General features: G+C 59.9%; 20 protein-coding genes. 11 read left to right on the top strand and 9 right to left on the bottom strand.

Translation table 11 applies throughout. From position 1 onward, the window contains the following. The first annotated feature begins 107 nt into the window (after positions 1–107). The 8 genes from ACQZ48_RS16950 (at position 108) to deoA (ending at position 8,075) form a co-directional block, all read left to right on the top strand. Positions 108–1,100: a BMP family lipoprotein gene (locus ACQZ48_RS16950; protein ID WP_077984574.1), complete on the top strand. Its 993-nt coding sequence runs from the start codon at positions 108–110 to the stop codon at positions 1,098–1,100. 82 nt (positions 1,101–1,182) lie between these two features. Beyond that, positions 1,183–2,688 (top strand): ABC transporter ATP-binding protein, encoded by a 1,506-nt coding sequence (locus ACQZ48_RS16945; RefSeq protein WP_137410933.1) that lies wholly within the window; start codon positions 1,183–1,185, stop codon positions 2,686–2,688. A 7-nt stretch (positions 2,689–2,695) separates the two neighbouring features. Then, the gene (locus ACQZ48_RS16940) at positions 2,696–3,799 is read left to right on the top strand and encodes an ABC transporter permease (protein ID WP_077984572.1); all 1,104 of its coding nucleotides are present in this window, start codon (positions 2,696–2,698) and stop codon (positions 3,797–3,799) included. Positions 3,800–3,805: 6 nt separating this feature from the next. Further along, the gene (locus ACQZ48_RS16935) at positions 3,806–4,777 is read left to right on the top strand and encodes an ABC transporter permease (RefSeq protein WP_077984571.1); all 972 of its coding nucleotides are present in this window, start codon (positions 3,806–3,808) and stop codon (positions 4,775–4,777) included. Between the two features lie 4 nt (positions 4,778–4,781). Then, on the top strand, positions 4,782–5,186 hold the full coding sequence (locus ACQZ48_RS16930) for a cytidine deaminase (protein WP_077984570.1): 405 nt from the start codon (positions 4,782–4,784) through the stop codon (positions 5,184–5,186). Then, positions 5,186–5,986, top strand: a complete 801-nt coding sequence (locus tag ACQZ48_RS16925; protein ID WP_137409555.1) for a purine-nucleoside phosphorylase — start codon at positions 5,186–5,188, stop codon at positions 5,984–5,986. The genes ACQZ48_RS16930 and ACQZ48_RS16925 overlap by 1 nt, the downstream gene beginning before the upstream one ends. 2 nt (positions 5,987–5,988) lie before the next feature. Beyond that, positions 5,989–6,762: a deoxyribose-phosphate aldolase gene (deoC, locus tag ACQZ48_RS16920; protein WP_077984568.1), complete on the top strand. Its 774-nt coding sequence runs from the start codon at positions 5,989–5,991 to the stop codon at positions 6,760–6,762. Beyond that, the gene (gene deoA, locus ACQZ48_RS16915) at positions 6,759–8,075 is read left to right on the top strand and encodes a thymidine phosphorylase (protein WP_191217288.1); all 1,317 of its coding nucleotides are present in this window, start codon (positions 6,759–6,761) and stop codon (positions 8,073–8,075) included. The genes deoC and deoA overlap by 4 nt, the downstream gene beginning before the upstream one ends. Here the strand turns inward: deoA and ACQZ48_RS16910 are convergent. The 9 genes from ACQZ48_RS16910 to cyoA form a co-directional block, all read right to left on the bottom strand. Next, positions 8,068–8,589: a TIGR02281 family clan AA aspartic protease gene (locus tag ACQZ48_RS16910; RefSeq protein ID WP_191217289.1), complete on the bottom strand. Its 522-nt coding sequence runs from the start codon at positions 8,587–8,589 to the stop codon at positions 8,068–8,070. The genes deoA and ACQZ48_RS16910 overlap by 8 nt on opposite strands. 134 nt (positions 8,590–8,723) lie before the next feature. Then, positions 8,724–9,353: a uracil phosphoribosyltransferase gene (gene upp / locus ACQZ48_RS16905; protein WP_077984565.1), complete on the bottom strand. Its 630-nt coding sequence runs from the start codon at positions 9,351–9,353 to the stop codon at positions 8,724–8,726. 93 nt (positions 9,354–9,446) lie between these two features. Next, positions 9,447–10,424 carry an adenosine deaminase gene (locus tag ACQZ48_RS16900; protein ID WP_191217290.1) on the bottom strand — a complete coding sequence of 326 codons (978 nt, stop codon included), beginning with the start codon at positions 10,422–10,424 and terminating at the stop codon, positions 9,447–9,449. After that, positions 10,421–11,641, bottom strand: a complete 1,221-nt coding sequence (locus tag ACQZ48_RS16895; protein WP_191217291.1) for a phosphopentomutase — start codon at positions 11,639–11,641, stop codon at positions 10,421–10,423. Before ACQZ48_RS16895 ends, ACQZ48_RS16900 begins: the two co-directional genes overlap by 4 nt. A 113-nt stretch (positions 11,642–11,754) precedes the next feature. Then, positions 11,755–12,516, bottom strand: a complete 762-nt coding sequence (locus tag ACQZ48_RS16890) for an SURF1 family protein (protein ID WP_191217292.1) — start codon at positions 12,514–12,516, stop codon at positions 11,755–11,757. A gap of 162 nt (positions 12,517–12,678) precedes the next feature. Then, on the bottom strand, positions 12,679–13,074 hold the full coding sequence (gene cyoD / locus ACQZ48_RS16885) for a cytochrome o ubiquinol oxidase subunit IV (RefSeq protein ID WP_003514416.1): 396 nt from the start codon (positions 13,072–13,074) through the stop codon (positions 12,679–12,681). Continuing rightward, on the bottom strand, positions 13,074–13,700 hold the full coding sequence (gene cyoC / locus ACQZ48_RS16880) for a cytochrome o ubiquinol oxidase subunit III (RefSeq protein WP_173987824.1): 627 nt from the start codon (positions 13,698–13,700) through the stop codon (positions 13,074–13,076). The genes cyoD and cyoC overlap by 1 nt, the downstream gene beginning before the upstream one ends. A gap of 5 nt (positions 13,701–13,705) precedes the next feature. Continuing rightward, entirely contained in the window at positions 13,706–15,709 is a 2,004-nt protein-coding gene (gene cyoB / locus ACQZ48_RS16875; protein WP_448729049.1) for a cytochrome o ubiquinol oxidase subunit I, read from the bottom strand. Between the two features lie 76 nt (positions 15,710–15,785). Next, positions 15,786–16,916, bottom strand: coding sequence for a ubiquinol oxidase subunit II (gene cyoA, locus ACQZ48_RS16870; RefSeq protein ID WP_173987966.1), 1,131 nt, complete (start codon positions 16,914–16,916; stop codon positions 15,786–15,788). 248 nt (positions 16,917–17,164) lie between these two features. Between cyoA and ACQZ48_RS16865 the strand changes: the two genes are divergently transcribed. The 3 genes from ACQZ48_RS16865 (at position 17,165) to ACQZ48_RS16855 (ending at position 26,166) form a co-directional block, all read left to right on the top strand. Then, positions 17,165–18,493 carry an MFS transporter gene (locus ACQZ48_RS16865; RefSeq protein ID WP_077984559.1) on the top strand — a complete coding sequence of 443 codons (1,329 nt, stop codon included), beginning with the start codon at positions 17,165–17,167 and terminating at the stop codon, positions 18,491–18,493. 405 nt (positions 18,494–18,898) lie between these two features. Then, positions 18,899–24,400: a glutamate synthase-related protein gene (locus ACQZ48_RS16860; protein WP_448729048.1), complete on the top strand. Its 5,502-nt coding sequence runs from the start codon at positions 18,899–18,901 to the stop codon at positions 24,398–24,400. Further along, positions 24,397–26,166 (top strand): sulfite reductase subunit alpha, encoded by a 1,770-nt coding sequence (locus ACQZ48_RS16855; RefSeq protein ID WP_191217295.1) that lies wholly within the window; start codon positions 24,397–24,399, stop codon positions 26,164–26,166. Before ACQZ48_RS16860 ends, ACQZ48_RS16855 begins: the two co-directional genes overlap by 4 nt. Positions 26,167–26,189 lie beyond the last annotated feature (23 nt).

Here is a 26,189-nt window from a genome sequence, read left to right as displayed (position 1 = left end):
TGAGGCAAGCACAGCCGGGATAACGGCTGGCGGTTCCGCAGACATTCCCGGTAAACGGGATTGCGGGAGGACCCTTAAAATATCAATTGCAACAACAGGGCTGCACAATGAAAAAATCCCTTCTGACGCTTTTTGCGCTTGCCGCAATGTCGGCTTCCGCGCTGGCTGCCGATATCAAGCCGGCGCTGGTCTATGGCACGGGCGGCAAGTTCGACAAGTCGTTCAACGAGGCCGCTGCGGCCGGCGCTGAAAAGTTCAAGGCGGAAACGGGCATCGATTTCCGTGACTTCGAACCGACCAGCGACACGCAGGGCGAACAGGCCATCCGCAACTTCGCCAGCAAGGGCTTCAACCCGGTCGTGGCCGTTTCTTTCGCCTGGACCTCGGCCATGGAAAAGGTCGCAGCCGAATTCCCCGACACCAAGTTCGTGATCGTCGATTCCGTCGTTGAGCTGCCGAATGTCCGCTCCGTGGTCTACAAGGAGCATGAAGGTTCCTACCTCGTCGGTCTTCTGGCCGGCATGGCCTCCAAGACCGGCAAGGTCGGCTTCATCGGCGGCATGGATATTCCGCTGATCCGCAAGTTCGCCTGTGGTTACGCCCAGGGTGCAAAGGCGGCAAACGACAAGATCGAAGTCTTCCAGAACATGACCGGAACGACAGGTGCAGCCTGGAACGATCCGGTGCGCGGCGGTGAACTCACCAAGAACCAGATCGATCAGGGCGCTGACGTGATCTATGCGGCAGCCGGTGCGACTGGTCTCGGCGTTCTGCAGACTGCCGCCGATAACAAGAAGCTCTCCATCGGCGTCGACTCCAACCAGAACCATCTGCATCCGGGTTCCGTTCTGACCTCGATGGTCAAGCGGGTCGATCTGGCTGTCTATAACGCCTACAAGGATGCCAAGGACGACAAGTTCACCCCCGGCATCGTTGCGCTCGGCGTCAAGGAAGATGGCGTGGCCTATGCCCTCGACGACAACAACAAGGCGCTCATCACGCCGGAAATGACCGCCGCCGTGGACAAGGCGAAGGCCGATATCATCTCCGGCGCCGTCAAGGTCCATGACTATATGGCGGACAATTCCTGCCCGAAATGATATGATATCTGACTGGGGCGCATGATGTTTTTCATCTTGCGCCCTTTTCATATCCAGCCTTCGGAAAGGTTTCGGTTTGAGTATGGACCCAGCAATCGAACTCGTGGGCATCGACAAGAAATTCGGTGCCGTTCACGCCAATAAGAATATCAACCTGACCGTTGCCAAGGGTACGATACACGGCATCATCGGGGAAAACGGTGCCGGGAAGTCGACCCTGATGTCGATCCTTTACGGTTTTTACCAGGCGGATGCCGGTGAAATCCGGGTGAATGGCGCGCCCGTCGCGATCCGTGACAGCCAGGCGGCCATCAATGCCGGCATCGGCATGGTGCATCAGCACTTCATGCTGGTGGAAAATTTCACCGTGCTGGAAAACGTTATGCTCGGTGCAGAAGGCGGCGCATCGCTTGCCAAGGGGCGGGCGGCGGCCCGCAGGGAGCTAAAGCGCCTCGAGGACGATTACGGGCTGGAAGTCGATCCGGATGCGGTGATCGAGGAACTGCCGGTCGGCCTGCAACAGCGCGTCGAAATCCTCAAGGCCATGTATCGCGGCGCCGAAATCCTGATCCTCGATGAGCCGACCGGCGTTCTGACGCCGGCTGAGGCGGATCACCTGTTCAAGATCCTCGGCGTTCTGCGTGAGCAGGGCAAGACCGTCATTCTCATCACCCACAAGCTGCGCGAGATCATGGCGATCACGGATTCCGTCTCCGTCATGCGCCGCGGCGAAATGGTGGCAACCCGCAAGACGTCCGAAACCAGCGTCGAGGAACTGGCTGAGCTGATGGTCGGTCGCCGCGTGCTGCTCCGGGTGGAGAAGGGTGAGACGACGCCGGGCGATGTTCTGCTCTCTATCCGCAATCTGACTGTCAAGGACAACCGTGGCGTCACCATGGTGGATGATGTCTCTCTTGATGTCCGCGCCGGTGAAATCGTCGGCATTGCCGGTGTGGCGGGCAATGGCCAGTCGGAATTGCTCGAAGCCATAGCCGGGATCCGCAAGCCCTATTCGGGCGAGATATGGGTGGATGGCCGGAAGGTGGACCGCCCCGATCCGGCAATTTTGCGCAGGCTCGGCCTCGCGCATATCCCGGAGGACCGCCACCATATGGGGCTGGTGCTGAAATTCGAGGAATATGAAAACTCCATCCTCGGTTATCACCATGATGAGCGATACGGCAAAGGGCCCTTCCTCAACCCCGAGGCGATCCGCAAGGATGCGGTCGAAAAGATCGAGAAATACGATATCCGCCCGCCGAACCCGCAGCTGAAGACCGCCAATTTTTCCGGCGGCAATCAGCAGAAGATCGTCGTCGCCCGCGAAATCGAACGCGACCCGAAGATGCTGATCATCGGCCAGCCGACCCGCGGCGTGGACATTGGCGCCATCGAATTCATCCATCGCCGCATTATCGAAATGCGCGATGCCGGCAAGGCGATTTTGCTGGTTTCGGTCGAACTTGATGAAATCCGTTCCCTTTCGGACCGGATCATGGTCATGTTCGCCGGCCGTATCGTTGGAGAGAAAACGGCGGAAGCCGAAGAACAGACGCTGGGCCTGATGATGGCCGGCATCGCCGCATGAGGCATGAATGAGCACCGCTTCCGTTCCCTTACCAAACTGGATCAGCTATGGCCTGTTGCCGTTGCTGAACGTCGTCACCGCCTTCCTGATTTCCGGCCTCGTTGTCTGGTCGATCGGGGAAAACCCGCTGGCGGCGCTCCGCCTTCTCATCGAAGGAGCGCTCGGCCGCGGCGACGCCATCGGCTTCACGCTGTTCTACACGACGAGCTTCATCTTCACCGGTCTCTCCGTCGCCGTGGCTTTCCATGCCGGCCTGTTCAATATCGGCTCCGAAGGTCAGGCCTATATTGGCGGTCTGGGTGCCGCGCTGGTGGCGCTGGCGCTCGACCGTTACGTGCCGTGGTATGTGACGATGCCTTTCGCCGTCATCGGCGCTGCGGTTTTCGGCGCGGCCTGGGCCTTCATTCCGGCTTGGCTGCAGGCGAAACGCGGCAGCCACGTTGTCATCACCACCATCATGTTCAACTTCATCGCGGCTGCGCTGATGGTCTATCTGCTGGTGAATGTGCTGATCGTGCCGGGCAAAATGGCGCCGGAAACACGCACCTTTCTGCCGGGCGGGCAATTGCCGAAGCTTGACTGGCTGATGGCGCTGTTCGGCCTCAAGCTCGGGCCGGCGCCATTCAACGTCTCCTTCATCATCGCGCTGGTCATGTGTTTCCTTGTCTGGGTTCTGATCTGGCGCACCAAGCTCGGTTATGAGATGCGCACGCTCGGCATCAGCCCGTCGGCCGCCGTCTATGCCGGCATTCCCTATGCGCGCACTGTCATCATCGCCATGCTGATTTCCGGCGGTCTGGCGGGCATGATGGCGCTGAACCCGGTCATGGGCGCTTCCGCCCGCCTGCAGGTGGAATTCGTCGGCGGTGCGGGTTTCGTCGGTATCGCTGTGTCGCTGATGGGGCGAAGCCATCCGCTTGGCATCATCTTTTCGGCATTGCTGTTCGGTATTCTCTATCAGGGCGGTGCGGATCTTTCTTTCGAGATGCCGAACATCACCCGTGAGATGATCGTTGTCATCCAGGGTCTGGTGATCCTTTTCGCAGGCGCATTGGAATATATGTACCGGCCGGCGGTTGTGCGCATCTACCAGCGTTTGGCAAAGGGGTGAGTTGATATGGATTTTTTCGATATGCTGGTCAGCATCCTCGGCTCGACCGTCCGTCTCACTATCCCGCTGCTCTTCACCGCGCTCGCTGGGCTCTTTTCCGAGCGCGCTGGCGTGTTCGATATCGGCCTTGAAGGCAAGATGCTGGCGGCGGCCTTCGCTTCCGCCTGTGTGGCCTATATCACGGCCAATCCCTGGGCCGGTCTGCTGGCGGGCATCACCATCTCCATTCTGTTCTCGCTGACCCATGGTTTTGCCGTCATCACTAACCGTGGCAACCAGATCGTATCCGGCGTGGCACTCAACTTCATCGCCGCCGGTCTGACGGTGGTTCTGGGGCAGGCGTGGTTCGGACAGGGCGGCCGCACGCCGCAATTGTCGGCAGAGGGCCGTTTTGCGCCGATCATCCTGCCCGGCGCGGATGCGATGCGCGAAGTGCCTTTCATCGGCCCGCTCTACGCCAATGTCATTTCCGGCAACAATATCCTCACCTATCTGGCATTTCTGGCGGTACCGCTGTCCTGGTGGGTGCTTTACCGCACCCGTTTCGGCCTGCGACTGCGCGCTGTCGGTGAAAACCCGGGTGCCGTCGATACGGCGGGCATTTCGGTGACGTGGATGCGTTACCGCGCGGTCATCGTCGCCGGCTTTCTCTGCGGTTTCTCAGGTGCCTATCTTGCCGTTGCGCAATCGGCGGCCTTCATCGCCAACATGTCGGCGGGCAAGGGCTATATCGCGCTGGCAGCGCTGATCTTCGCGAAATGGAAGCCGGTGCCGGTCATGTTCGCCTGCCTGCTATTCGGTTTTCTGGACGCCTTCGCTAACTTCATGCAGGGCAAATCCGTGCCCGGTATCGGCGAAGTGCCGGTGCAGATTTTCCAGGCCATGCCCTATATTCTGACCTGCATTCTGCTTGCCGGTTTCATCGGCGTCGCCAAGCCCCCCAAGGCCGGTGGCGTTGCCTATGCAAAGGAGCGTTAAATCCATGTCCTCCGATCCAAAATCCCATGCGCTGTTCGAGGCGGCGGTGGAGGCCATGGCCTTTGCGCACGCGCCTTATTCCAAATTTCCGGTCGGCGCGGCGATCCGCGCGGAAGACGGGAAGATTTACAAGGGCGCCAATATCGAGAACCTCTCTTTTCCGCAGGGCTGGTGCGCCGAACCTTCTGCGATCAGCGCCATGATCATGGGTGGGGCAAAGAAGATCAGCGAGATCGCTGTCATTGCTGAAAAGCTGGCTCTCTGCCCGCCTTGCGGCGGATGCCGGCAGAAGATCGCCGAATTTGCCACGCCGGAAACGCGAGTCTATCTGTGCGACGAAACTGGCGTCCAGAAGGTCATGACCATGGAAGAGCTTTTGCCCTTCAGCTTCAAGACAGAGCTGCCCTGATGCCGGATACGCTGATCGATATTCTGGTGGAGCGCCTGAACGGCCTAATGCCGCGCGTAGCCATCGTCCTCGGCTCGGGTTTGGGTTCTTTGGTGGAAGAGGTCAGCGATCCGATCCGCGTGCCCTATGCCGAGCTTCCCGGTTTTCCCGCAAGCGGTGTTTCCGGCCATGCGGGCGAGCTGGTGGCCGGTTATCTCGGTGGTGAGCCGGTCATGATGCTCTCCGGTCGGGTGCACTTTTACGAAAAGGGCGATCCGTCCGCGATGCGGGTTGTCATCGAAGCGCTGGCTGGTCTCGGCGTGCAGTCGCTCATCCTCACCAATTCGGCAGGCTCGGTCAGGCAGGATATGCCGCCCGGTTCAGTCATGCAGATCACCGATCACATCAACTATTCCGGCATGAACCCGCTGATCGGTGAAGAAAGCGACCGTCGCTTCGTCGGCATGACCACTGCTTACGATCCTGATCTGATGCTTGCCATGCGCAACGCCGCCATCCGCGCGACGGTGCCATTGTTTGGCGGCGTCTATATGTGGTTTTCCGGCCCGAGCTTCGAAACGCCGGCGGAAATCCGCATGGCGCGGCTGCTGGGGGCGGATGCCGTCGGCATGTCCACCGTGCCGGAAGTCATCCTTGCCCGCTTTTTCGGGATGCGCGTTGCCGCCGCATCGGTTATTACCAATTACGGTGCCGGCATGACCGGTGCGGAACTGAGCCATGAAGAAACCAAGGATATGGCTCCCGTGGGTGGCAAGAGGCTTGCCGCCATCCTAAAGGAAATGATCGCAGGAGGAGCGTGACCATGGAACTCCAGCGTCCGCGCGAAGCGGCTGCCCTCACTTTGTCCTTGCTGGACCTGACCAATCTCAAGGAAGATTGCACGCCCGAGCAGATCGCCGCTCTATGCCAGCGGGCCCATACGGAATACGGCAATACGGCCGCAATCTGCATCTGGCCGCGCTTCGTGGCGCAGGCCCGTGCTGCTTTCGGAAAAGACCATGCTATCCGCATCGCCACGGTCGTCAATTTTCCTTCGGGCGATCTCGACATCGCAGCTGTGGTTGCGGAAACCGAGGCGGCGATCCGCGACGGCGCTGACGAAATCGATCTGGTCATTCCCTATCGAAAGTTCATAGCAGGCGATGAAACGGCGGTTTCGAACATGGTGGCTGCCGTTCGCAAGGCCTGCGCGGCACCTGTGTTGCTCAAGGTTATTCTTGAAACCGGCGAGTTGAAGGACAAGGCGCTCATCCGTCGCGCATCGGAACTCGCCATTGCCGAAGGGGCCGATTTCATCAAGACCTCGACTGGCAAGGTTGCCATCAATGCCACGCTGGAGGCCGCCGACATCATGTTGCAGGCGATCCGCGACAGCCGGCAGAAGGTGGGTTTCAAGCCCGCCGGCGGCATCGGCACAGTGGAGGACGCCACGCTTTACTTGAGGCTTGCGGAAACCATCATGGCGCCCAACTGGGCCATGCCGTCCACCTTCCGTTTCGGCGCGTCGGGTGTTCTCGATGATGTGCTGAACGTGCTGGCCGGCGGCGAGCCCGCCAGGGCCGCCAGCGGGTATTGAGCTTGATCCCGCAGGAAATCATCCGGCGCAAACGCGATGGCCTGTCACTTGAGCCTCGGGAGATTGCCGCTTTCATAGAGGCGCTTTCAAAAGACGGCATCTCGGAAGGGCAGGCGGCTGCCTTTGCCATGGCGGTGTTCTTCCGCGGCATGAGCCGGGATGAGATGGTGGCGCTGACACTGGCGATGCGCGACAGCGGTGAGGTCCTGTCCTGGAGCGATCTCGGCAGGCCGGTGGCGGACAAGCACTCCACCGGCGGCATCGGCGATAATGTCTCCCTGATGCTCGCGCCCATCGTTGCCGCCTGCGGTCTTGCCGTGCCGATGATTTCCGGCAGGGGCCTTGGCCATACCGGCGGCACGCTGGACAAGCTGGAAGCGATCCCCGGTTACAACGTCACGCCGGACGAGATGTTGTTTCGCCGGACGGTAAAGACGGTCGGCTGCGCCATCATCGGCCAGACGGGTGACCTCGCTCCCGCCGATAAACGCCTCTATGCCATTCGCGATGTGACCGCGACGGTGGATTCCATACCGCTGATCACGGCCTCCATCCTGTCGAAAAAGCTTGCGGCCGGGCTGCAGACGCTGGTTCTGGATGTGAAGGTGGGCAACGGCGCCTTCATGCAGAATGTGGAGGATGCCCGCAATCTGGCTCGCGCGTTGGTCGATGTGGCGAATGGCGCGGGCCTGCCGACGACGGCGCTGGTAACCGACATGAACCAGCCGCTTGGCGATGCAGCCGGTAATGCGGTCGAGATCGTTAATTGCCTGGATTTTCTGGCTGGTCGCAAAGCGGGAACCCGTCTCGAAAAGGTCGTGCTCGCCTTCGCTGCTGAAATGCTGGCGCAGGCCGGGAGCGCGACTACGCTTGATGAAGGCGAGGCGCTGGCGCTGGCCGCTCTTTCCTCCGGCCGGGCCATGGAGGTCTTTGCGCGGATGGTTTCAGCACTCGGCGGGCCTTCGGATTTCGTTGTACGCCCGTCCCATTACCTGCCGTCCGCGCCGGTCACTCTCCCGGTTTCGGCTCCGCGCAGCGGTTGGCTCTCATCCTGCGCGACCCGCGATCTCGGTATGGTGGTTGTGGAGCTTGGCGGCGGTAGAAGAAAGCCGTCGGATACCGTTGACGCTGCCGTCGGTATTTCTGACATCCTGCCGCTCGGCACAAAAGTGGAAAAGGGCGAGCCTGTCGCGATAGTCCATGCTGCCTCTAAAGAAGAAGCGGAACACGCCGCCGAAATGATTGCGGCTTGTTACGGGATTGATGACGCTGCGACAGAGATCGGCAACGTGGTTCTTGAGAGGATCACCTGACCAGCCGCATTTCGCCGCCCGATACCTTGAATGATGACAATTGCTTGAGGAAGCTCATGCCGATCAGCATGTTGCTAAGCGCATTGTCCTTCAGCACCATGGCGTCGACATTCTGAACCCGGATAGCGCCGATTTCCACCCGGTCGAGCTTCACATAGGCGGCCATGGTCTGGCCGTTGGCCGTTGAAATCGCATACTTAAAATCGAGGCTGTTGACCCCGTAACCGAGTCGGCGCGCAATCGTCTCGTTGATGGCGACCATGGAAGCGCCGGTATCGACAAGGCCGTCGAAGGATTTGCCGTTGATGCGGAAGGCGGCATTGAAGTGGCCGCGAGCATCGGCTTTCAGATTGACGCCGCCAAGGGAAACGGACGCCGGTTTGGCCGCCTCGGGTCTGGCTTCCGCTTTCTCGGCGCCTGCTTCCGGGCGCGGCTGAAATTTTTCCACCAGCGCCGGAATTTGCGTTGCGCCGAGGGAAATGCCAACAAGCAGGAAAATCGCGCGCGCCAGCAAGTCGTATCTCCTCAAAGGGCGGGGTTATCCTTGCCGAGAATAGACGCAAAACATGCTGAAATCTTAAAAGAAAAAGCCATCCGCCGCGTTGCGTGCGGCGAATGGCTCAAACGGTTAAGTAATGATGAACGGTGTTATTTGGTACCGTACATGCGGTCGCCAGCATCGCCGAGGCCGGGAACGATATAACCCTTCTCGTTCAGATGGCTGTCGATGGCGGCGGTATAGATATGCACATCGGGATGCGCTTCACGGAAGTTCTTGATGCCTTCGGGCGCCGCCAGCAGACACAGGAAACGGATGTTCTTCGCACCGCGCTCCTTCAGCTTTTCAACGGCGGCGATGGAGGAGTTTCCGGTTGCCAGCATTGGATCGACAACGATGATCAGGCGCGCATCGAGGCTTTCCGGAGCCTTGAAGTAATATTCGACAGCTTCCAGCGTGTCATGATCGCGATAAACGCCGATATGGGAAACACGCGCCGAAGGCACGAGCTCGAGCATGCCTTCCAGGAGGCCATTGCCAGCGCGCAGAATGGAAGCAAAAACCAGCTTCTTGCCTTCGAGCACCGGTGCCTGAATGGTTTCGAGCGGCGTATCGATGGTTTCCATCGTCATCTCAAGGTCGCGCGTCACTTCATAGCAGAGCAGCGTCGAAATTTCCCTCAGCAGACGGCGGAAGCCGGCCGTGGAAGTTTCCTTCTTGCGCATGATGGTGAGTTTGTGCCGCACCAGCGGATGTTCGATGACTGTGACGCCGTCCATGAAACTGGCCTTCCTTTTATCTTATGCCCTGTAATTCACCGAAAGCTCGTTTTTCGCAAGCCTTCTTCGCGGTTTTACCCTGTCAACAACAGCTCAGGACTGATCGATCCGTGCGAGCAGCCGTGCGCGGGTGGCTTCGTCCACAAAGGCGCATTCCAGCGCGGTGCGGGTCATGCGGTTGATCTCGGCATCGCTGAAACCGAAAGTCTCCGCAGCGAGCGCATATTCCCGCGCAAGCGAGGTGAAGAAGAACGGCGGGTCGTCGGAACTGATGCAGACACGCACGCCGGCATCGTTCAGAGCTTTCAGCGGGTGGCTGGCGAAATCGGGATAGACGCCGAGCGCGATATTCGAGCCGGGGCAGACTTCGAGAACCGTTCCCGTCTCGACCAGACGGGAGATGAGAGCGGCATCTTCAACGGCGCGCACGCCGTGGCCGATACGCGACGGTTTGACGAGATCGAGTGCGTCGGCAACGCTTTCCGGTCCGCAGACCTCACCGGCATGAATGGTCAGCCCAAGGCCGGCATCGCGGGCGATGTCGAAAGCACGCGCATAATCGGCGACGCGGCCCATGCGCTCCTCGCCGGCCATGTTGAAACCCGTTACCAGCGGATGCCGGGCGCGCGCCGCATATTCGGCCGCGGCGATCACCCGTTCCGGACCGAAGTGGCGTTCACCGGTGACGATGATGCGGGTTTCGATTCCGGTCTTTACCTTGGCAATGCAGATGCCCTCGGCAATGCCGGCAAGATAAGCGTCGGCGCCAAGGCCGATGCGGTCGCCATGATCCGGCGAGATGATCAATTCGCTGTAGATCGTATTGGCTTGCGCCAGTTCCGTCAGATAGGTTTCCGTCAGGACCGCATAGTCCTCATCGGACTTGAACACCTGCGCCACCGCATCGTAGCACTGGATGAATTCCGCAAAATCCGACCATACATATTGGCCGTCCCGCAGAAAACCGCTGGTGTCTATGCCGTATTTCTCCGCCTGTTTAGCGACAAGGGCGGGCGGAGCCGCACCTTCGATGTGGCAGTGAATTTCCGCTTTCAGCAAATGCGATGTCAAATGAAGCTCCTGCCGTGAGAACCGGCCTCGATGCCAAGATGGTGGGCGATGCTTTCGCCGATATCGGCGTAGCTTGAGCGGATGCCGACATCGCGGGACCGGATTCCCGGCCCGAATGCCATGATCGGCACCCGTTCGCGTGTATGGTCCGTGCCCCGCCAGGTGGGGTCGCAGCCGTGATCGGCGGTCAGAAGGGCGATGTCACCCGGTGCCATCTTGCGATGGATTTCGGGGATTCGCGCATCGAAGGCCTCAAGGGCGGCGGCGTAACCGGCAACGTCGCGACGATGGCCGTAAAGCATGTCGAAATCGACGAAATTGGTGAAGACGAGATCGCCGTTTTCGGCCTCATCGATAGCCTGCAACGTCGCATCCATCAGGGCGCTGTTGCCATTTGCCTTGATGACGCGCGTCACACCCTGATGGGCGTAGATGTCGCCGATCTTGCCGATGGCGTGCACTTTTCGGCCGGCCTCCACAAGTCTGTCGAGCAGGGTCGGTTCAGGCGGCAGAACGGAGAAATCGCGGCGGTTGCCGGTGCGCTCGAAGGTCGCGACCGTTTCGCCGATGAAGGGGCGGGCGATGACGCGGCCGATATTCAGCGGATCGAGCAGCTTGCGCACCGTCTCGCAGAGCGAGATGAGCCGCTCCAGACCGAAATGCGTTTCGTGCGCGGCTATCTGGAAAACGGAATCGGAGGAGGTGTAGCAGATCGGTTTACCGGTCCCGATATGTTCTTCTCCGAGCGCAGCGATGATCTCGGTGCCGGAAGCATGGCAATTGCCGAGAATGCCCGGAATATCGGCTTGCCTGCAGATCGCTTCCACCAGTTCAGGCGGAAATGCATCGCCTTGCGTCGGGAAATATCCCCAGTCGAAGGTGACGGGTGTACCGGCGATCTCCCAGTGACCGGAAGGTGTGTCCTTGCCTTTGGAGATTTCGCTGGCGGAACCGTGCAGGCCGAAAATGCGCTCCGGCGGTTCCATGCCGGCGGGAATGTCGCCGCTTGCCTGTCTGGCGATTTCCAGTAGGCCGAGCGAACACATGTTCGGCAGCTTCAACGGACCGGCGCGAAGTCCCGCTTTATCGGCAGCGCCCGCTGCACAGAATTCCGCGATATGGCCGAGTGTGTTTGCGCCAAGATCGCCATAGCGCTCCGCGTCGGGTGCGCCGCCGACGCCAAAGGAATCCAGAACGAGAAGAAATGCTCTTGCCATAACTCACCGAAACAAAATGCGCCGACGGGCAATGTCAGGCCGAACTGTCGTTATAGATCAGCAAAACGTGAAGAAGGAAGTGCTTTTATGAACCATCCGGTAAAACCGGCTGCTTAGTCCTCGTCCCGTTTCGGTTTGGGGGCGTTGAGGTTGCGCAGGACATACCACCCTGCGGCCACCACCATCGCCGCCAGAATATACCACGTAACGGCATAGGAGAGGTGGTTGTTGGGAAAGGTGAGCATGGTCTTGCCGCCGACCGGCAGGCCGCCCGGATTGGGTGTCGCATCGGCGTCGACATAGAACGGCGCGACATCGGACAGGCCGGATGCCTGCGAGATTTGCGGAATGTTTCGGGAATACCAGCGGCCATTTGCCGGATCGTTGGTGCGCAGGAAAAGCCCGCCGGTTTCGGGCGCGCGCATCAGCCCGACGATCTCGACGTTTCCGGCCGGTTCGCCTTCCTGGCGGGAGGATGGGTCGCGCCTGTCGGACGGCACGAAGCCGCGATTGACGATGATGCTGGAGCCATCGTCGCGCTGGAGCGGCGTCATCACCCAGTAACCGGGCCCGAGATCCGTGACCGTATAGACCTGAACCTCCCTGTCATTGAGGAAGGTGCCGGACAGTTTCACACGGCGATATTCGTATTCCGCCGGATCGCCGAGCGCCGGCCATTCTTTGGCGTCAGGGGCGTCGACGGGATCGGCATGGACGCGGGCTTCGACGCGCTCGATGAGATCGAGCTTCCAGGAAAGGCGTTTGACCTGCCATGTGCCAAGCGCCAGCAGCAGCCCCGTCAGGACAATGGTCAGGAGCAGGACGACGATCGCAGCAGGGCGGATTCGCCGGTTATTTGGTGTGGTTTCACTCATGTCACAGTCCTTGGGAAGCCGCGGCGAGCGGCAAAGACCATCTGGCGTCCACCGGGGCATCCTCCAGCAAATAACCCCATAAATCGCACCACGATTCATGGGGTTATGTGTTGGCGCGAAAGCGGCCCGCCGGAAACCCGGCAGGCCGTTGGTCTATGCTGCTCAGGGCAGGTTTTTCACATCCTCAATGTGCAGCGGCATCATGTTCTTGTTCATGTTGTACATGACCCAGAGCGAGCCGGAGAGCGTGATCAGGAGCACCACGACGGTGAAGATCAGCGCCATGAAGGTCCAGCCGCCTTCTGACTTGGTGTCCATGTGCAGGAAGTAGATCATGTGAACGAAGATCTGGATGACGCCGAGACCCATGATGGCGATGACCAGCAGGGTCTTGTTTTCAAGAACGTCGCCCATGACCAGCCAGAAGGGGATCGCCGTCAGGATGACCGACAGGACGAAGCCGATCATGTAGCTCTTGAAGGTGCCGTGGCTAGCACCATCATGGTGATGATGGTCGTCGCCATGCGCGTCGTGATGTGCGTGTGCTTCGGAACTCATCAAAGAACTCCCATGAGGTAAACGAAGGAGAAGACGCCGATCCAGATGACGTCAAGGAAGTGCCAGAACATCGACAGGCACATAAGGCGGCGCTTGTTCGCCGCGATGAGGCCATGTTTGCCGACCTGGAACATCAGCGTGACGAGCCAGATGATGCCGAAGGTGACGTGCAGGCCGTGCGTGCCGACCAGCGCGAAGAAGGCCGACAGGAACGCCGAACGCTGCGGGCCCGCACCTTCCGCGATCAGGTGGTGGAACTCGTAAAGTTCGACGGCAAGGAAGGCGAGGCCGAAGAGGCCGGTCACGCCAAGCCATATCAGCGTTGTTTTTACCTTCTGCTTTTCCATTTCCAGCATGGCAAAGCCATAGGTGATGGAGGAGAAAAGCAGGAAGCCGGTATTGATGGCGACCAGCTTGAGATCAAACAGGTCCGCACCCGAAGGACCGGCCGCATAGCTGCGGCCGACAACGGCATAGGTGGCAAACAGCGTCGCGAAGATGAGGCAGTCGCTCATCAGGTAGAGCCAGAAGCCCAGCGACGTGCCGTTCTCCGGGTGGTGGTCTTCCTTCAGGTAAAAGACCGGTGGTTCAGCGCCGCTGGCGCTTTGTGCAGGTGCATGAGCCATATTCGTTACGCCTGTTCTGCAAGCAGCTTTGTACGCTCAGCCTCGACAGTCGAAACGTCGGAAGCCGGAATGTAGTATTCGCGGTTGTAGTTGAAGGTGTGGGCAATCGAGACTGCAATGATGGCGAGCATCGAAAGGGCGGCAAGCCACCAGATATGCCACACCAGGGCGAAGCCGAGGACGACGCTGATGGCGCTGATGATGACGCCTGCGCCGGTGTTCTTCGGCATATGGATTGGGATGAACCCTTCCTGCGGACGGCTGTAACCGCGCTTCTTCATGTCCGCCCAGGCATCCACGTCGTGAATGACCGGCGTGAAGGCGAAGTTGTAGGCGGGCGGCGGCGAAGACGTCGACCATTCCAGCGTACGGCCATTATAGGGGTCGCCGGTCACGTCACGCAGCTGGTCGCGCTTCAGGTAGCTGACGATGAGCTGGATGATGAAGGAGGCGATGCCGAGCGCAATCAGGAAGGCACCGAAGGCTGCGATCACGAACCAGATCTGTAGCGAGTTGTCCTCGAACTGGCTGAGACGGCGGGTGATGCCCATCAGGCCGAGAATGTAGAGCGGCATGAAGGCGAAATAGAAACCGATGAACCAGAACCAGAAGGACAGCTTGCCCCAGAACGGATCGAGCCGGTAACCGAAGGCTTTCGGGAACCAGTAAACGATGCCCGCAAGCACACCGAACACGACGCCACCGATGATGGTGTTGTGGAAGTGGGCGATGAGGAACAGCGAGTTGTGCAGCACGAAATCCGCCGGCGGAACGGCAAGAAGAACGCCGGTCATGCCGCCGATGACGAAGGTGATCATGAAGCCGATCGTCCAGAGCATCGGAACGTCGAAATTGATGCGGCCCTTATACATGGTGAAGAGCCAGTTGAAGATCTTCGCGCCGGTCGGGATCGAAATGATCATTGTGGTGATGCCGAAGAAAGCGTTGACGCTCGCGCCGGACCCCATGGTGAAGAAATGGTGCAGCCACACGATGTAGGCAAGGATGGTGATGACACCCGTCGCATAAACCATCGAGGCATAACCGAAGAGGCGCTTGCGGGAGAACGTGGCAACGATTTCCGAGAATACGCCGAATGCGGGCAGCACCAGGATGTAAACTTCGGGATGGCCCCAGATCCAGATGAGGTTGACATACATCATCGGATTGCCGCCGAGATCGTTGGTGAAGAAATTGGTGCCAACGTAACGGTCGAGGGTGAGAAGTGCCAGCGTGCCAGTCAGGATCGGGAAGGATGCCACGATCAGGATGTTCGAACACAGCGATGTCCACACGAAGATCGGCAGGCGCATCATGGTCATGCCAGGCGCGCGCATCTTGATGATGGTCACGATCAGGTTGATGCCCGATAGCGTCGTTCCCACACCGGCGATCTGCAGGCCCCAGATATAATAATCGACCCCGACCCCGGGGCTTCCATCGATGCCGGAGAGCGGCGGATAGGCCAGCCAGCCGGTCTGCGCATATTCACCGATGAACAGCGAGATCATGGTGATGACGGCGCCGGCCGTGGTCATCCAGAACGAGAAGTTGTTGAGGAAAGGGAACGAAACGTCGCGGGCGCCGATCTGTAGCGGTACGACGAAGTTCATCAGACCCGTGATCATCGGCATGGCCATGAAGAAGATCATGATGACGCCGTGGGCCGTGAAGATCTGATCGTAATGGTGCGGCGGAAGGTAACCCTCCGATCCGCCCGACGCGATCGCCTGCTGGACGCGCATCATGATCGCATCGGCGAAACCGCGCAGCAGCATGACCAGCGCCAGAATGATGTACATGATACCGATCTTCTTGTGATCGATGCTCGTGAACCATTCGTTCCAGAGATAGCCCCAGAGGCGGAAATAGGTGAGGGCGCCGACGACGGCGATACCGCCCAGAGCCACGGCCGCGAAGGTCGCGACAAGAATGGGCTCGTGAAGCGGGATGGACTCCCATGTCAGCTTCCCGAACAGGAACGACGTTTGATCGGAATTGACGATCATTTTTAGCCTCTTGCGATTCTAAGACATAAGATCGGCGCAGCCATTGGCCGCGCCGCATAATGCCGGGACGTATCCGTCAGCCAGCGACTTGTTTCGTTTCCGGCAGCGCCGCAGGTTCGAAAGTCTGGCCTTCGAGCGCAGCCGGAGTGGATTGGGGGCCGCTGGCGACGCCAAAGGGCGCAAGCGGCGTGCAGACGACGGAATTCAGCGCCTTGGCGATGTCGATGCCTTCCTTGCCGCCGCCGCCATTGGCGTCGATATGCATCATGTCACGCATGCAGAGCTTGTTCGGCTCGACGCAGCGGTTGAGGATGGCGCTGTAGAGTTCGGGATCGACCGAAGCGAAATATTGTACCGGTTCGCGTTCGGAAGGCTTGGCGAATTCCAGATATTCCTGACGGCCGAAGCCCTTGCCGCTTTCTTTCGCCTTCGCCACCCACTGATCGAAGCCCTGCTGGCTCAGGCCATGGAACTTGAAGCGCATGTGCGAGAAACCGGGGCCGGAGAAATTGGCCGAGAAGCCGTCATAAACGCCTTCCTTGTTGATGACCGCGTGCAGCTTCGTCTGCATGCCGCCCATGGCGTAGATCTGGCCGGCGAGCGCGGGAACGAAGAAGGAGTTCATCGCCGTCGTGCCGGTGATCTTGAAATTGATGGGAACATCGACCGGAGCGGCGAATTCATTGACGCTGCCAATGCCGAGGTCGGGATAGAAGAACAGCCACTTCCAGTCCATGGCCACCACTTCTACCGTGATAGGCTTGGTTTCGGCGGTCACCTGGCGGTTCTCGTCGATACGCTCCAGCGGGCGATAGGGGTCGAGACGGTGCGTTGAAATCCAGGTCACGGTGCCGAGCATCAGGATGATGGCGACCGGAGCCGACCAGATCACCATTTCCAGGCGGGTGGAGTGGTGCCACTCGGGATCGTAATCCTCAGCCTTCCCTGATTCGCGATACTTCCATGCGAAGAACAGCGTCAGGGCAATGACCGGGACGATGATCAGCAGCATCAGAACCGTGGACGTTATGATAAGATCGCGCTGCTGGATCGCGATGTCGCCCGAAGGGTTCATGACGACGAGGTTGCAGCCGCTGAGCAGCAGCAGAGCCGGGATTGCCAGAAGGGCGGATAGGATTTTTTTGATCGTGCGCACGTTCTTTGAACTCGTACAGTTTGGATTATGCCGCGAATAATTGCCGAACATCATTTTTAGAATGAGGTATATTGTCGCGGTGCAGCGAAACCTTCGCGATGCACCATGTCTCGGGCAGTGCTGCGTTTAGGACGGAGCCCGTGCATTATCGCATGGTCGGCTGACTGGGCAACCTTTTATTGCCAAACTTCAATTGACGTTACGTAGGGTGCGTGTGACAATCCGTCGCATCGTAACGCAACGGATGAGGAGCCGGCGCGTTACAGGAAATGGTTCGTCCATGACGCAGGAGGGATATTATGAGTTATACGAATGCTGCTCCATCCTTTGGGCAGGCGCCGGAAGCGAACGGACATGGGGCCGGTCCCGTCAAGGTCGATCCGGATCGCATCACGATTGCAGTCATTCTCGCGAGAATGACGGAGTTTTTTGACTTTTTCATCTACGCCATCGCCTCCGCGCTCGTTTTCCCCCACGTCTTCTTTTCCTTCGTCGATCCGCTAACGGCCACGCTCTATTCCTTCGCGGTTTTCTCATTGGCCTTTATCGCAAGGCCGATCGGTTCGCTGATCTTCCTCCAGATAGACCGAAAGTTCGGGCGCGCCGTTAAGTTGATGGCTGCCCTCTTCACGCTCTGTGGTTCCACGATGGCGATCAGCTTCCTTCCGTCCTATGCGGAAGCGGGCATGCTCGCGCCGGTCATGCTGGCTGTATTCCGTATCGGTCAGGGTCTTGGTCTGGGCGGCGCATGGGACGGTCTCGTCTCGCTGCTCGCCATGAATGCACCGCAGAAGCAGCGCGGATGGTACGCCATGATGCCTCAGATCGGTGCGGCCATGGGGTTCGGTCTCGCCAGCGCCTTCTTCATCGTCTTCGTGACGCAGCTTTCCAATGCGGAATTCCTCGCCTGGGGCTGGCGTTTCCCGTTCTTCGTGGCGCTAGCGCTGAATGTTCTCGCGCTCTTTGCCCGCCTTCGCATGATCGTGACGCCGGAATTCCAGGCCATGCTGGAGCAGCACGAACTGGAACCGCGCCCCATGTTCAAGATGCTACGTTCACAGTTTCCGGTGGTGGTCACGGGTGCCTTCGTGCCGCTGGCGAGCTTTGCGCTCTTCCATCTCGTCACGGTCTTTCCGCTGAGTTGGGTTTCGCTCAACACCAGCCAGCGTGTGTCGGACTTCCTGTTCGTGCAATTCGTCAGCGCCATCATCGCCGGCGGCATGATCGTGGTTTCGGGCATTCTGGCCGACCGGATCGGCCGGCGGAAGCTTCTGGCTGTTGCGGCCGTGCTGATCGGGCTCTTCAGCCTCGTGGCACCCGTTCTCCTGAGTTCGGGCGATATTGGCCGCTATCTCTTCGTCCTGATCGGCTTTTCTCTGCTTGGCCTGTCCTTCGGTCAGGCGGGCGGCGCGCTTGCTTCCCGCTTCAGCCGTGAGTACCGCTATACCGGCGCATCGCTCACCTCGGATATTTCCTGGCTGATCGGCGCCGGTTTCGCACCGCTCGTCGCGCTCGGATTTTCGTCTAAATTCGGTCTTTTCGCCGTCGGCATTTACCTGATGTCGGGTGCGCTCTGCACGCTGATCGCCCTCTGGTTCAGCCGCACGCTGGACATGCCATCGGAGTGATCTGGGCAATTTAAAAATCCCTGCACCCATCGCGCCGCGGAATCCTGTCGGATTTCGCGGCGTTTTTGTTTTTTTATTGCGCCAGGTCGATTTTAATCTTGACTCAGTCGATCATGAAATATTATGTAAGCAATACTGACGTAATTCAGTGTGCCTCACCGCCGGAAAGCCGGCCATCAGGGAACGCGATGCGAACGACGACGATCATTATTTGCGAGAAAGCGGCCAACGCCGCCACGCCGTTTGTCGGCCGCAAAACGACCGTTCGCGCCATTAAACGCCGATAAGCAGAAGAAGAGGAGCAGCCAGGTCGCCTGCGGCTCCGCCCGCAGAGTGCCGGCTGACGCGCCGGGTTTCGGGAAAGACGGCGATGCCGCGCGAAACGCGCAACGAGAGGAGAGTGCCTTGAGCGTGACGGAGCAAAAATTCGGCCTTTACGATGCGGCTTTTGAAAAAAGCAGCTGTGGCGTCGGTTTCATCACCCGCAAGGACGGCGTGCAGACACATGAGGTGCTGAAGCGCGGCCACGAGGCTCTCTGTGCCGTGCCGCATCGCGGCGGCATGTCGGCGGAAGGAGTCGGTGACGGTGCGGGCGTGTCGATGGATCTGTCGCTCTCCTTTTTCCAGAAGCTGACGGGCAACGATACCTTGCAGGCCGGCCGGTTTGGCGTCGGCAATTTTTTCCTGCCGCAGAACCCGTCTTTCCATGAACAGGCGGTTGGCATTATCGGCAGCGCGCTGCAGCAGCAGGGGTTTTCGACTCTCATCGTCCGCGACGTGCCGGTGAATGACGCGGCCATCCGCCCTGCCGCCATCCGTTACCAGTTGCCGATCCGGCAATGGGTCTTTTCGGCTCCGGCCGAATGCGGCACCCCTGCCGAATTCGACTGGCGTATCCACAAGGCGCTGCTCGCCATCGAAGCGCTGGCCTATACCGTGCCTGATCTCGCCGGTTTTTACCCACTGTCGCTCAGCGCGCGCACGCAGGTGCTCAAAGGGCGTCTGAACTCGCACGAGGTCATGCCTTATTTCTGCGACCTCACCGATCCGCGCCATGAAGTGCATACGATGTATTTCCACACGCGGTTTTCCACCAATACCGATCCGCATCCCTCCATGGCGCAGCCCTTTCGCCTGATGGCGCATAATGGTGAGCTCAACACCGACAAGAAGAACCGGCTGTCTGAAGCGGCCGTGGCGCTGGCGAAGAATGCCAGCATCGTCAGGCCGAAGGGCCAGTCGGACAGCTGCCGTCTGGACCAGACATTGCAGGCGCGGGTGATGGAGGATGGTCTCGACCTCGTCACCGCCGTGGTCTCGATGATGCCGCCTGCCTGGGAAAACGACGACACCCTGTCGCCGGGAGTCAAGGCGATGCTGGAATATTTCTCGCTCTATGAGGAGAAGAATGACGGTCCGGCCGCGCTGATCTTCGGCGACGGCAACATCATCGGCGCCCGTCTCGATCGCCTCGGCCTGCGCCCTTTACGCACCGTCGAGACGGAAGATTATCTCTGCGTCATGTCGGAGGCGGGGCAGATCGCCTTTCCGGCGGAAAGCGTCATCCGCCGCGGTCGTATCGAGGCGGGCGGCATGCTTTATTACGACCACGCCGAGCGGCGTGCCTTTTCCACCGTCGAGGCGTTGGAGCTTCTCGCCTCACGCCGCGATTATTCATCTCTGCTGCGCGAAGCCCGTGTCCTGCTGGACGATCTGCCGGAAGTGCCCGCCGAAAAGCAGGGCTCGCCACTACGTTACAATGGCGATCTGGAACGGCACCAGCGTTATGTCGCCTATTCGCATAATCAGGAAAGCTTCAAGTTCCTGATGGACCCGATGCTGGCCTCCGGCGCGGAAAAAATTTCGGCGATGGGATATGGCAATGCCATCAACGCGCTGTCCGATCAGGAAGGCGGCGTCGCGAAGTATTTTTCACAGCGTTTCGCGCAGGTCACCAATCCGCCGCTCGACAGTATTCGTGAGGCCGATGGCATGACGTTGCGTGTCGCCCTCGGTGCGAAGCCGAACAGCGGTGCGAAGAAGGCCCGCCAGATCGTCGTGCACTCCCCGATCCTGACTCATCTCGACATGCTGCGCATTCGCGAGCAGTCGGAGACGCCCGTTCGCCGTTTCGAAATGCTTTATACGCCGATCTTTGATGCTGCGAAAGCCAATGAAGCGGCCCTCCGGCAGGCGATCGACGGCCTTTGCGATGACGTCGTGGCTTTCGCGGCGGAGGAAGGCGGCATTGCCGTCGTCACCGACCGGCATGTTTCGGCGGGCCGCGCAGCTTTGCCGATGATTATGGTCGTCTCCGCCATCAACCAGCGGCTGATTGAGGAAGGCCTGCGGCTGCGCGTTTCCCTGATCGTCGAAAGCGGGCAGTTTTCGTCCTCCCATCATATCGCGGCGGGCCTTGGCTTCGGGGCTTCGGCTGTCTACCCACTCGGCGTGCAGTTCCGTGCCGAGGAGAAATTCGGTGCCGACGCCGACAAGGCCTTCAAGCGCTTCGCCAAGGCGGCTGAAAAGTCGCTGATGAAGACCATGGGCAAAGTCGGCCTGTGCACGGCGGAAAGCTACATCGGCGGTGAGTTCTTCGAGCCGAATTTCCTCGATACCAACGATCCCGTCCTGAAGCGTTATTTCCCCAATGTGAAGACCCCGGTCGGCGGCGTCACCTTCGCCGTCATCGCGCAGGCGGTGGCCGACTGGCATCGAAAAGCATTGTCGGTGAAGGGTGAAAACGACATTCCGCTGCTCGGTCTCTTCAAGGAGCGTGCGGAAGGTGCTGGCCATTCCTATGGCACGACGGCGGTACGCGGTTTCGTGGATATGACCGAGGAAAAGATCGGTTTCGACAAGGGAACCGAAAATGAGGACGCCTTGCGTCTGCTGCCGCTTAACCGGCTGGAAGATGCCTTCGGTCTCAACGATGCGGCCTATTATCACAACAGCTTCGACCGGCTGACCCCGGAGGCGATCGACGCATTCGAGGTAACGCCCGGTTACCGCGCGTTTGCCCGCATGATGGCGGAAGAAAGGGCCCGCCGTCCGGCAGCCCTTCGTGATGTTCTTGAATTGCCGGCCGATGTGACCTTTGCCGGTTCGGCCGAGGACTTCCGCCGCGAAATGGGGCGCTTTTCCAGACGTGGCAACAACAGCTTCATGGTGCGCGGATTGCTCTGCGAAAATGCAGGCGAAGGTGCGTTCCGGCTGCAATTGACCGGACCGCACGGTCACGAGCTTGCCCGGCTTGCCGCGCTCGGCCAGTCGCTGCTCGACCGTTTCGGTGAGGATATTGCCGGCCATTGGCTGGAGGGCGGCGCGCTTCTGGTTCAGGCGAAGGGCGAAGCTTTCACCTATCTGTCGCTGATCCGCACCGCACCTGACAGCATTGCGCTCGAGGCAGTGCAAAAGGCGAGCGAGATCACCAGGACGCTGGCATCGGGCGCCATGAGCCACGGTGCGCTGGTTGCCGCCGCCCATGAGGCGGTTGCCCATGGCACCAACATGGTCGGCGGTATGTCGAATTCGGGCGAGGGCGGCGAACATATATCCCGCTACGGCACCATCCGTGCCTCGCGCATCAAGCAGTTCGCCTCCGGCCGCTTCGGCGTCTGGGCCGGTTATCTTGCCGATCCGATGCTGGAAGAGATCGAGATCAAGATCGGTCAGGGCGCAAAGCCAGGCGAGGGCGGGCAGTTGCCGTCTCCCAAGGTGACGGTGGAAATCGCCGCCGCGCGTGGCGGCACGCCGGGCGTCGAGCTTGTCTCGCCGCCGCCGCATCACGATACCTATTCCATCGAGGATTTGGCTCAGCTCATCCATGACGCCAAGGCGGCGCGCGTGCGCGTCATCGTCAAGCTCGTCTCGTCGGAAGGGATAGGCACGATCGCGGTCGGCGTCGCCAAGGCGGGGGCCGATGTCATCAATGTCGCCGGCAATACCGGCGGCACGGGGGCGGCGGCCGTCACCAGCCTCAAATATACCGGCCGCGCGGCGGAAATTGGTATCGCGGAAGTTCATCAGGCGCTCTGCGCCACCGGCCTGCGCTCCAAGGTGCTGCTGCGTTGTTCCGGCGCACACCAGACGGCCAGCGACGTGGTGAAGTCGGCGTTACTCGGCGGCGACAGTTTCGAGTTCGGCACGACGGCGCTGATGATGCTGAAATGCGTCATGGCGAAGAACTGCAACATCAAGTGCCCGGCCGGTCTCACCACCAATCAGGAGGCTTTCAACGGCGATCCGCGCGCGCTGGCGCAATATCTCATGAATATCGCCCATGAAACGCGTGAGATTCTGGCCGCACTCGGGCTGCGCTCGCTGCGGGAAGCACGCGGACGTTCCGATCTTCTTCACCTCCTCGATCACCCGGCAAGCGTCGGCCAGCTTGACCTCCAGGCAATGCTTGCCGTGGTCGAAGAGGTGAAGATCGACAGCCCTGTCTATATGGAAAAGGATTTTGGGCTGGACGATGCCTTCATCGAACTCGTGCGCTCGGCTCTGGTGGACAGCAAGCGGGAAAAAATCGAGCTGGGCGGCAATCGCTTCCTGAATAATTGCAGCAAGAGCGTCGGCGGCCAGCTCGCCGTCGATATTGAACGCATGCTGAACCACGAGCTTTCCGACGAAGAGGCGGATGCGCTTCCGGCCGTGAAGCGGGACAGCCGTGGCCGCCGGTTCCTGGAGGCGGGTTCGGTGCATATCGAGACGTCGGGTTCGGCCGGTCAGTCCTTCGGCGCCTTCTGCAATGACGGCATGGTCATGGTTCATACCGGCACCTGCAATGACGGTGTCGGCAAAAGCGCCTGCGGCGGCACCATCGTCGTGCGCTCACCCGGCGGCGGATCCGAAGAGGCGGGCGGCAATGTGCTGGTCGGCAATTTCGCGCTGTTCGGCGCCACCGGCGGCCGCACCTTCGTGGAAGGGCAGGCGGGAGACCGTTTCGCAGTGCGTAACTCCGGTGCCACCGCTGTCGTCGAAGGCGTGGGTGATTTCGCCTGCGAATACATGACCAACGGCGCGGTGCTGAACCTTGGCAGCTTCGGCAAGGGTTTCGGCAACGGCATGAGCGGCGGTTTCGTTTATCAATATGATCCCTATGGCGATCTGCCGAAGAAGATCAGCCATGATTCCATCCTGCTCGGCTCGATCACCGGTGAGGATGAGCAGGCCGCGATCCATCATCAGGCTGTGCACCAGCTTCTGGCCTGGCATGTCGCGGAGACTGGCTCGGCCAAGGCGGTATGGCTTCTGGAAAACTGGGAAAGCGAACAGCATAATTTCGTCTATGGCATGCCACGCGCCCTGCTGCTTTATCAGGATAGCGACAAGATTCTGAAGGCGAAGCCCCGCAAGGAACTGCTGGAGGAATTGGCATCCGCGCTTACCGCCCATCAACTGCGCAAGTTCAAGCTCGCCTATCGCGACCGCAAGGCCGTCCTGAACGGAAGGGTGCCGGGTCATAGTGAGACGGATACGGAGGAGATGTATGCGCTTCTCAATAACTACACGGTGTTGAGCATGGCGCAGGCGATCGCCCTCCAGCGGGTGCCGACGGCGCCGGGTCCTTCCGACCCGGCTATTGAAAAAGCCGTGCGCAATCTCATTCTTACGGAAGACTATGCGCTGATGCAGCGGCTGCTGAAATATGCCCGCGAGGCGCTTTCAGACCATAGCGATCAACAGCTCGCGGTGATGATCGCCGCCAAACGTCTCGACGATTACAAGCAGGCGCTGGCGCGCAGGAACACCTTGTCGGTGGACAGCCCCGGCACCTATGGCTGGATCATTCAGCAGAACCGGAAAAACATCGAGAAGATCGGCCGTCTGCCGGGCTTCGAGGAGCTTTTCGCAGCCCGCGCCATTCCAGACCTCGCCACCGCATCCAGCCATAGGGCAGCATGATGAAGATACCTTATATTCCCGAGGACGCGCCCTTCAACGGTGATCAGCGCGCATGGCTTTCCGGTTTTCTGGCGGGGCTCCATTCCCGTGCAGCCATCGGCATGGAGACATCTGTTGCTGCGGCCGCTCCGAATGCCGAGGCCAGTATGCTGAATATTCTTTTCGGCACCCAGACCGGCAATGCTGAGGCGCTGGCGATGGATATCGCCGCCGCCGCCCGCGCGCAGGGCATGCAGCCGGTGGTGACGGCGTTGGACGATGTCTCGATGGACGGTCTCGGCGCCATGAAGCGCGTCATTGTCGTCACCTCGACATATGGCGAAGGTGAAATGCCTGACAATGCTCAGCTTTTCTGGGAAGCGCTCACCGCTGACAGCGCGCCGCGTCTGGACGGGATGAATTTTGCCGTCCTCGCGCTCGGCGATACCGGCTATGACGGCTTCTGCCAGGCGGGCAAGCTGATCGATACGCGGTTCGAACAACTCGGTGGCAAGCGTATGAAGACGCGTATCGACTGCGATATCGACTTCGAGGACGCCGCCGCCGCATGGATCGGCGAGACGCTGCCGCTCGCGGTTGCTGTCGATGGCGGCAATGCGGCATCTGTCACCATGCCCCATGTCGCCGAGCCGCCCGTGCGGGCAAAACAGGGCTGGAGCCGCAAAAATCCCTATTCGGCTGAAGTAAGCGTCAATCGTCGCCTGTCCGGTACCGGCTCGTCCAAGGAAATTCGCCACTACGAATTCGACCTCGGCGAAAGCGGTCTGGACTATGAGGCGGGTGACGCTCTTGGCGTCGTGCCCCTGAACGATCCGAAACTGGTCGGCGCGCTGCTGCAACACTTCGAAGCGGCTGCGGACCGCCAAATCGCCGGGCTGGACGGTCCGGTCGGCGATGCGCTTCTCAACATGTTCGAGATATCGACGCCCTCGCGCGAACTCGTCGCCGAAATCGGCAAGCGGGCGGGGCATAACGAACTCAGCCACATTCTCGCAAACGGAGACAGGGAGCAGCTCGCCGCCTTTCTCTGGAGCAAGGATATTCTCGACCTCATCAATCTCGCCGAAAAGCCGCTATTTGATGTTGCTGAATTCGTGACATTCCTGAAGCCGCTGCAACATCGCGCCTATTCCATCTCCTCCAGCCCGCTGGTTGCAAAAAACAGCGTGCATCTGACCATCGCCAGCGTGCGTTATCGCGCCGAGGGCCGTGAGCGTGGGGGCGTGTGCTCCACCTATCTCGCCGACCGCGTGGAGGCCGGGCAGAGTGCCGGGATTTTCGTCTCGCCGAACAAGGCGTTTCGTGTGCCGCAGGACAATGATGCGCCTGTTATCATGGTAGGGCCGGGCACGGGCATCGCGCCATTCCGGGCATTTTTGCAGGAACGGCAAGCCAGAGGCGCAAAGGGCAAAAACTGGCTGTTTTTCGGTGATCAGCACCGGCAGTCGGATTTCATCTATGAAAGCGAGCTTGGCGACATGAGTCGCGATGGCGTTCTGACCCGTCTCGACCTCGCCTTTTCACGAGATCAGGCGGAAAAGATCTATGTCCAGACCCGCATGCGGCAGAACGGTAAGGCGCTCTATCAATGGCTTGAAGAGGGTGCTTTTTTCTATGTCTGTGGCGACGCGACCCGTATGGCGAAGGATGTCGACGATGCCTTGCGTGGCATCGTCAGCGAAGAGGCCGGCATCTCCGCCGAGGCGGCAAGCGAGTATGTGAACCGGCTGAAGCGCGAAAAACGTTATCTGCGCGACGTCTACTGACGATTGCCATGACGGGACCGCCT

The organism is Agrobacterium sp. 22-209-1, from assembly GCF_053522485.1.
The sequence above is the reverse complement of the archived record's forward strand: the minus strand, read 5'-3'. Positions and strand labels throughout refer to the sequence as shown.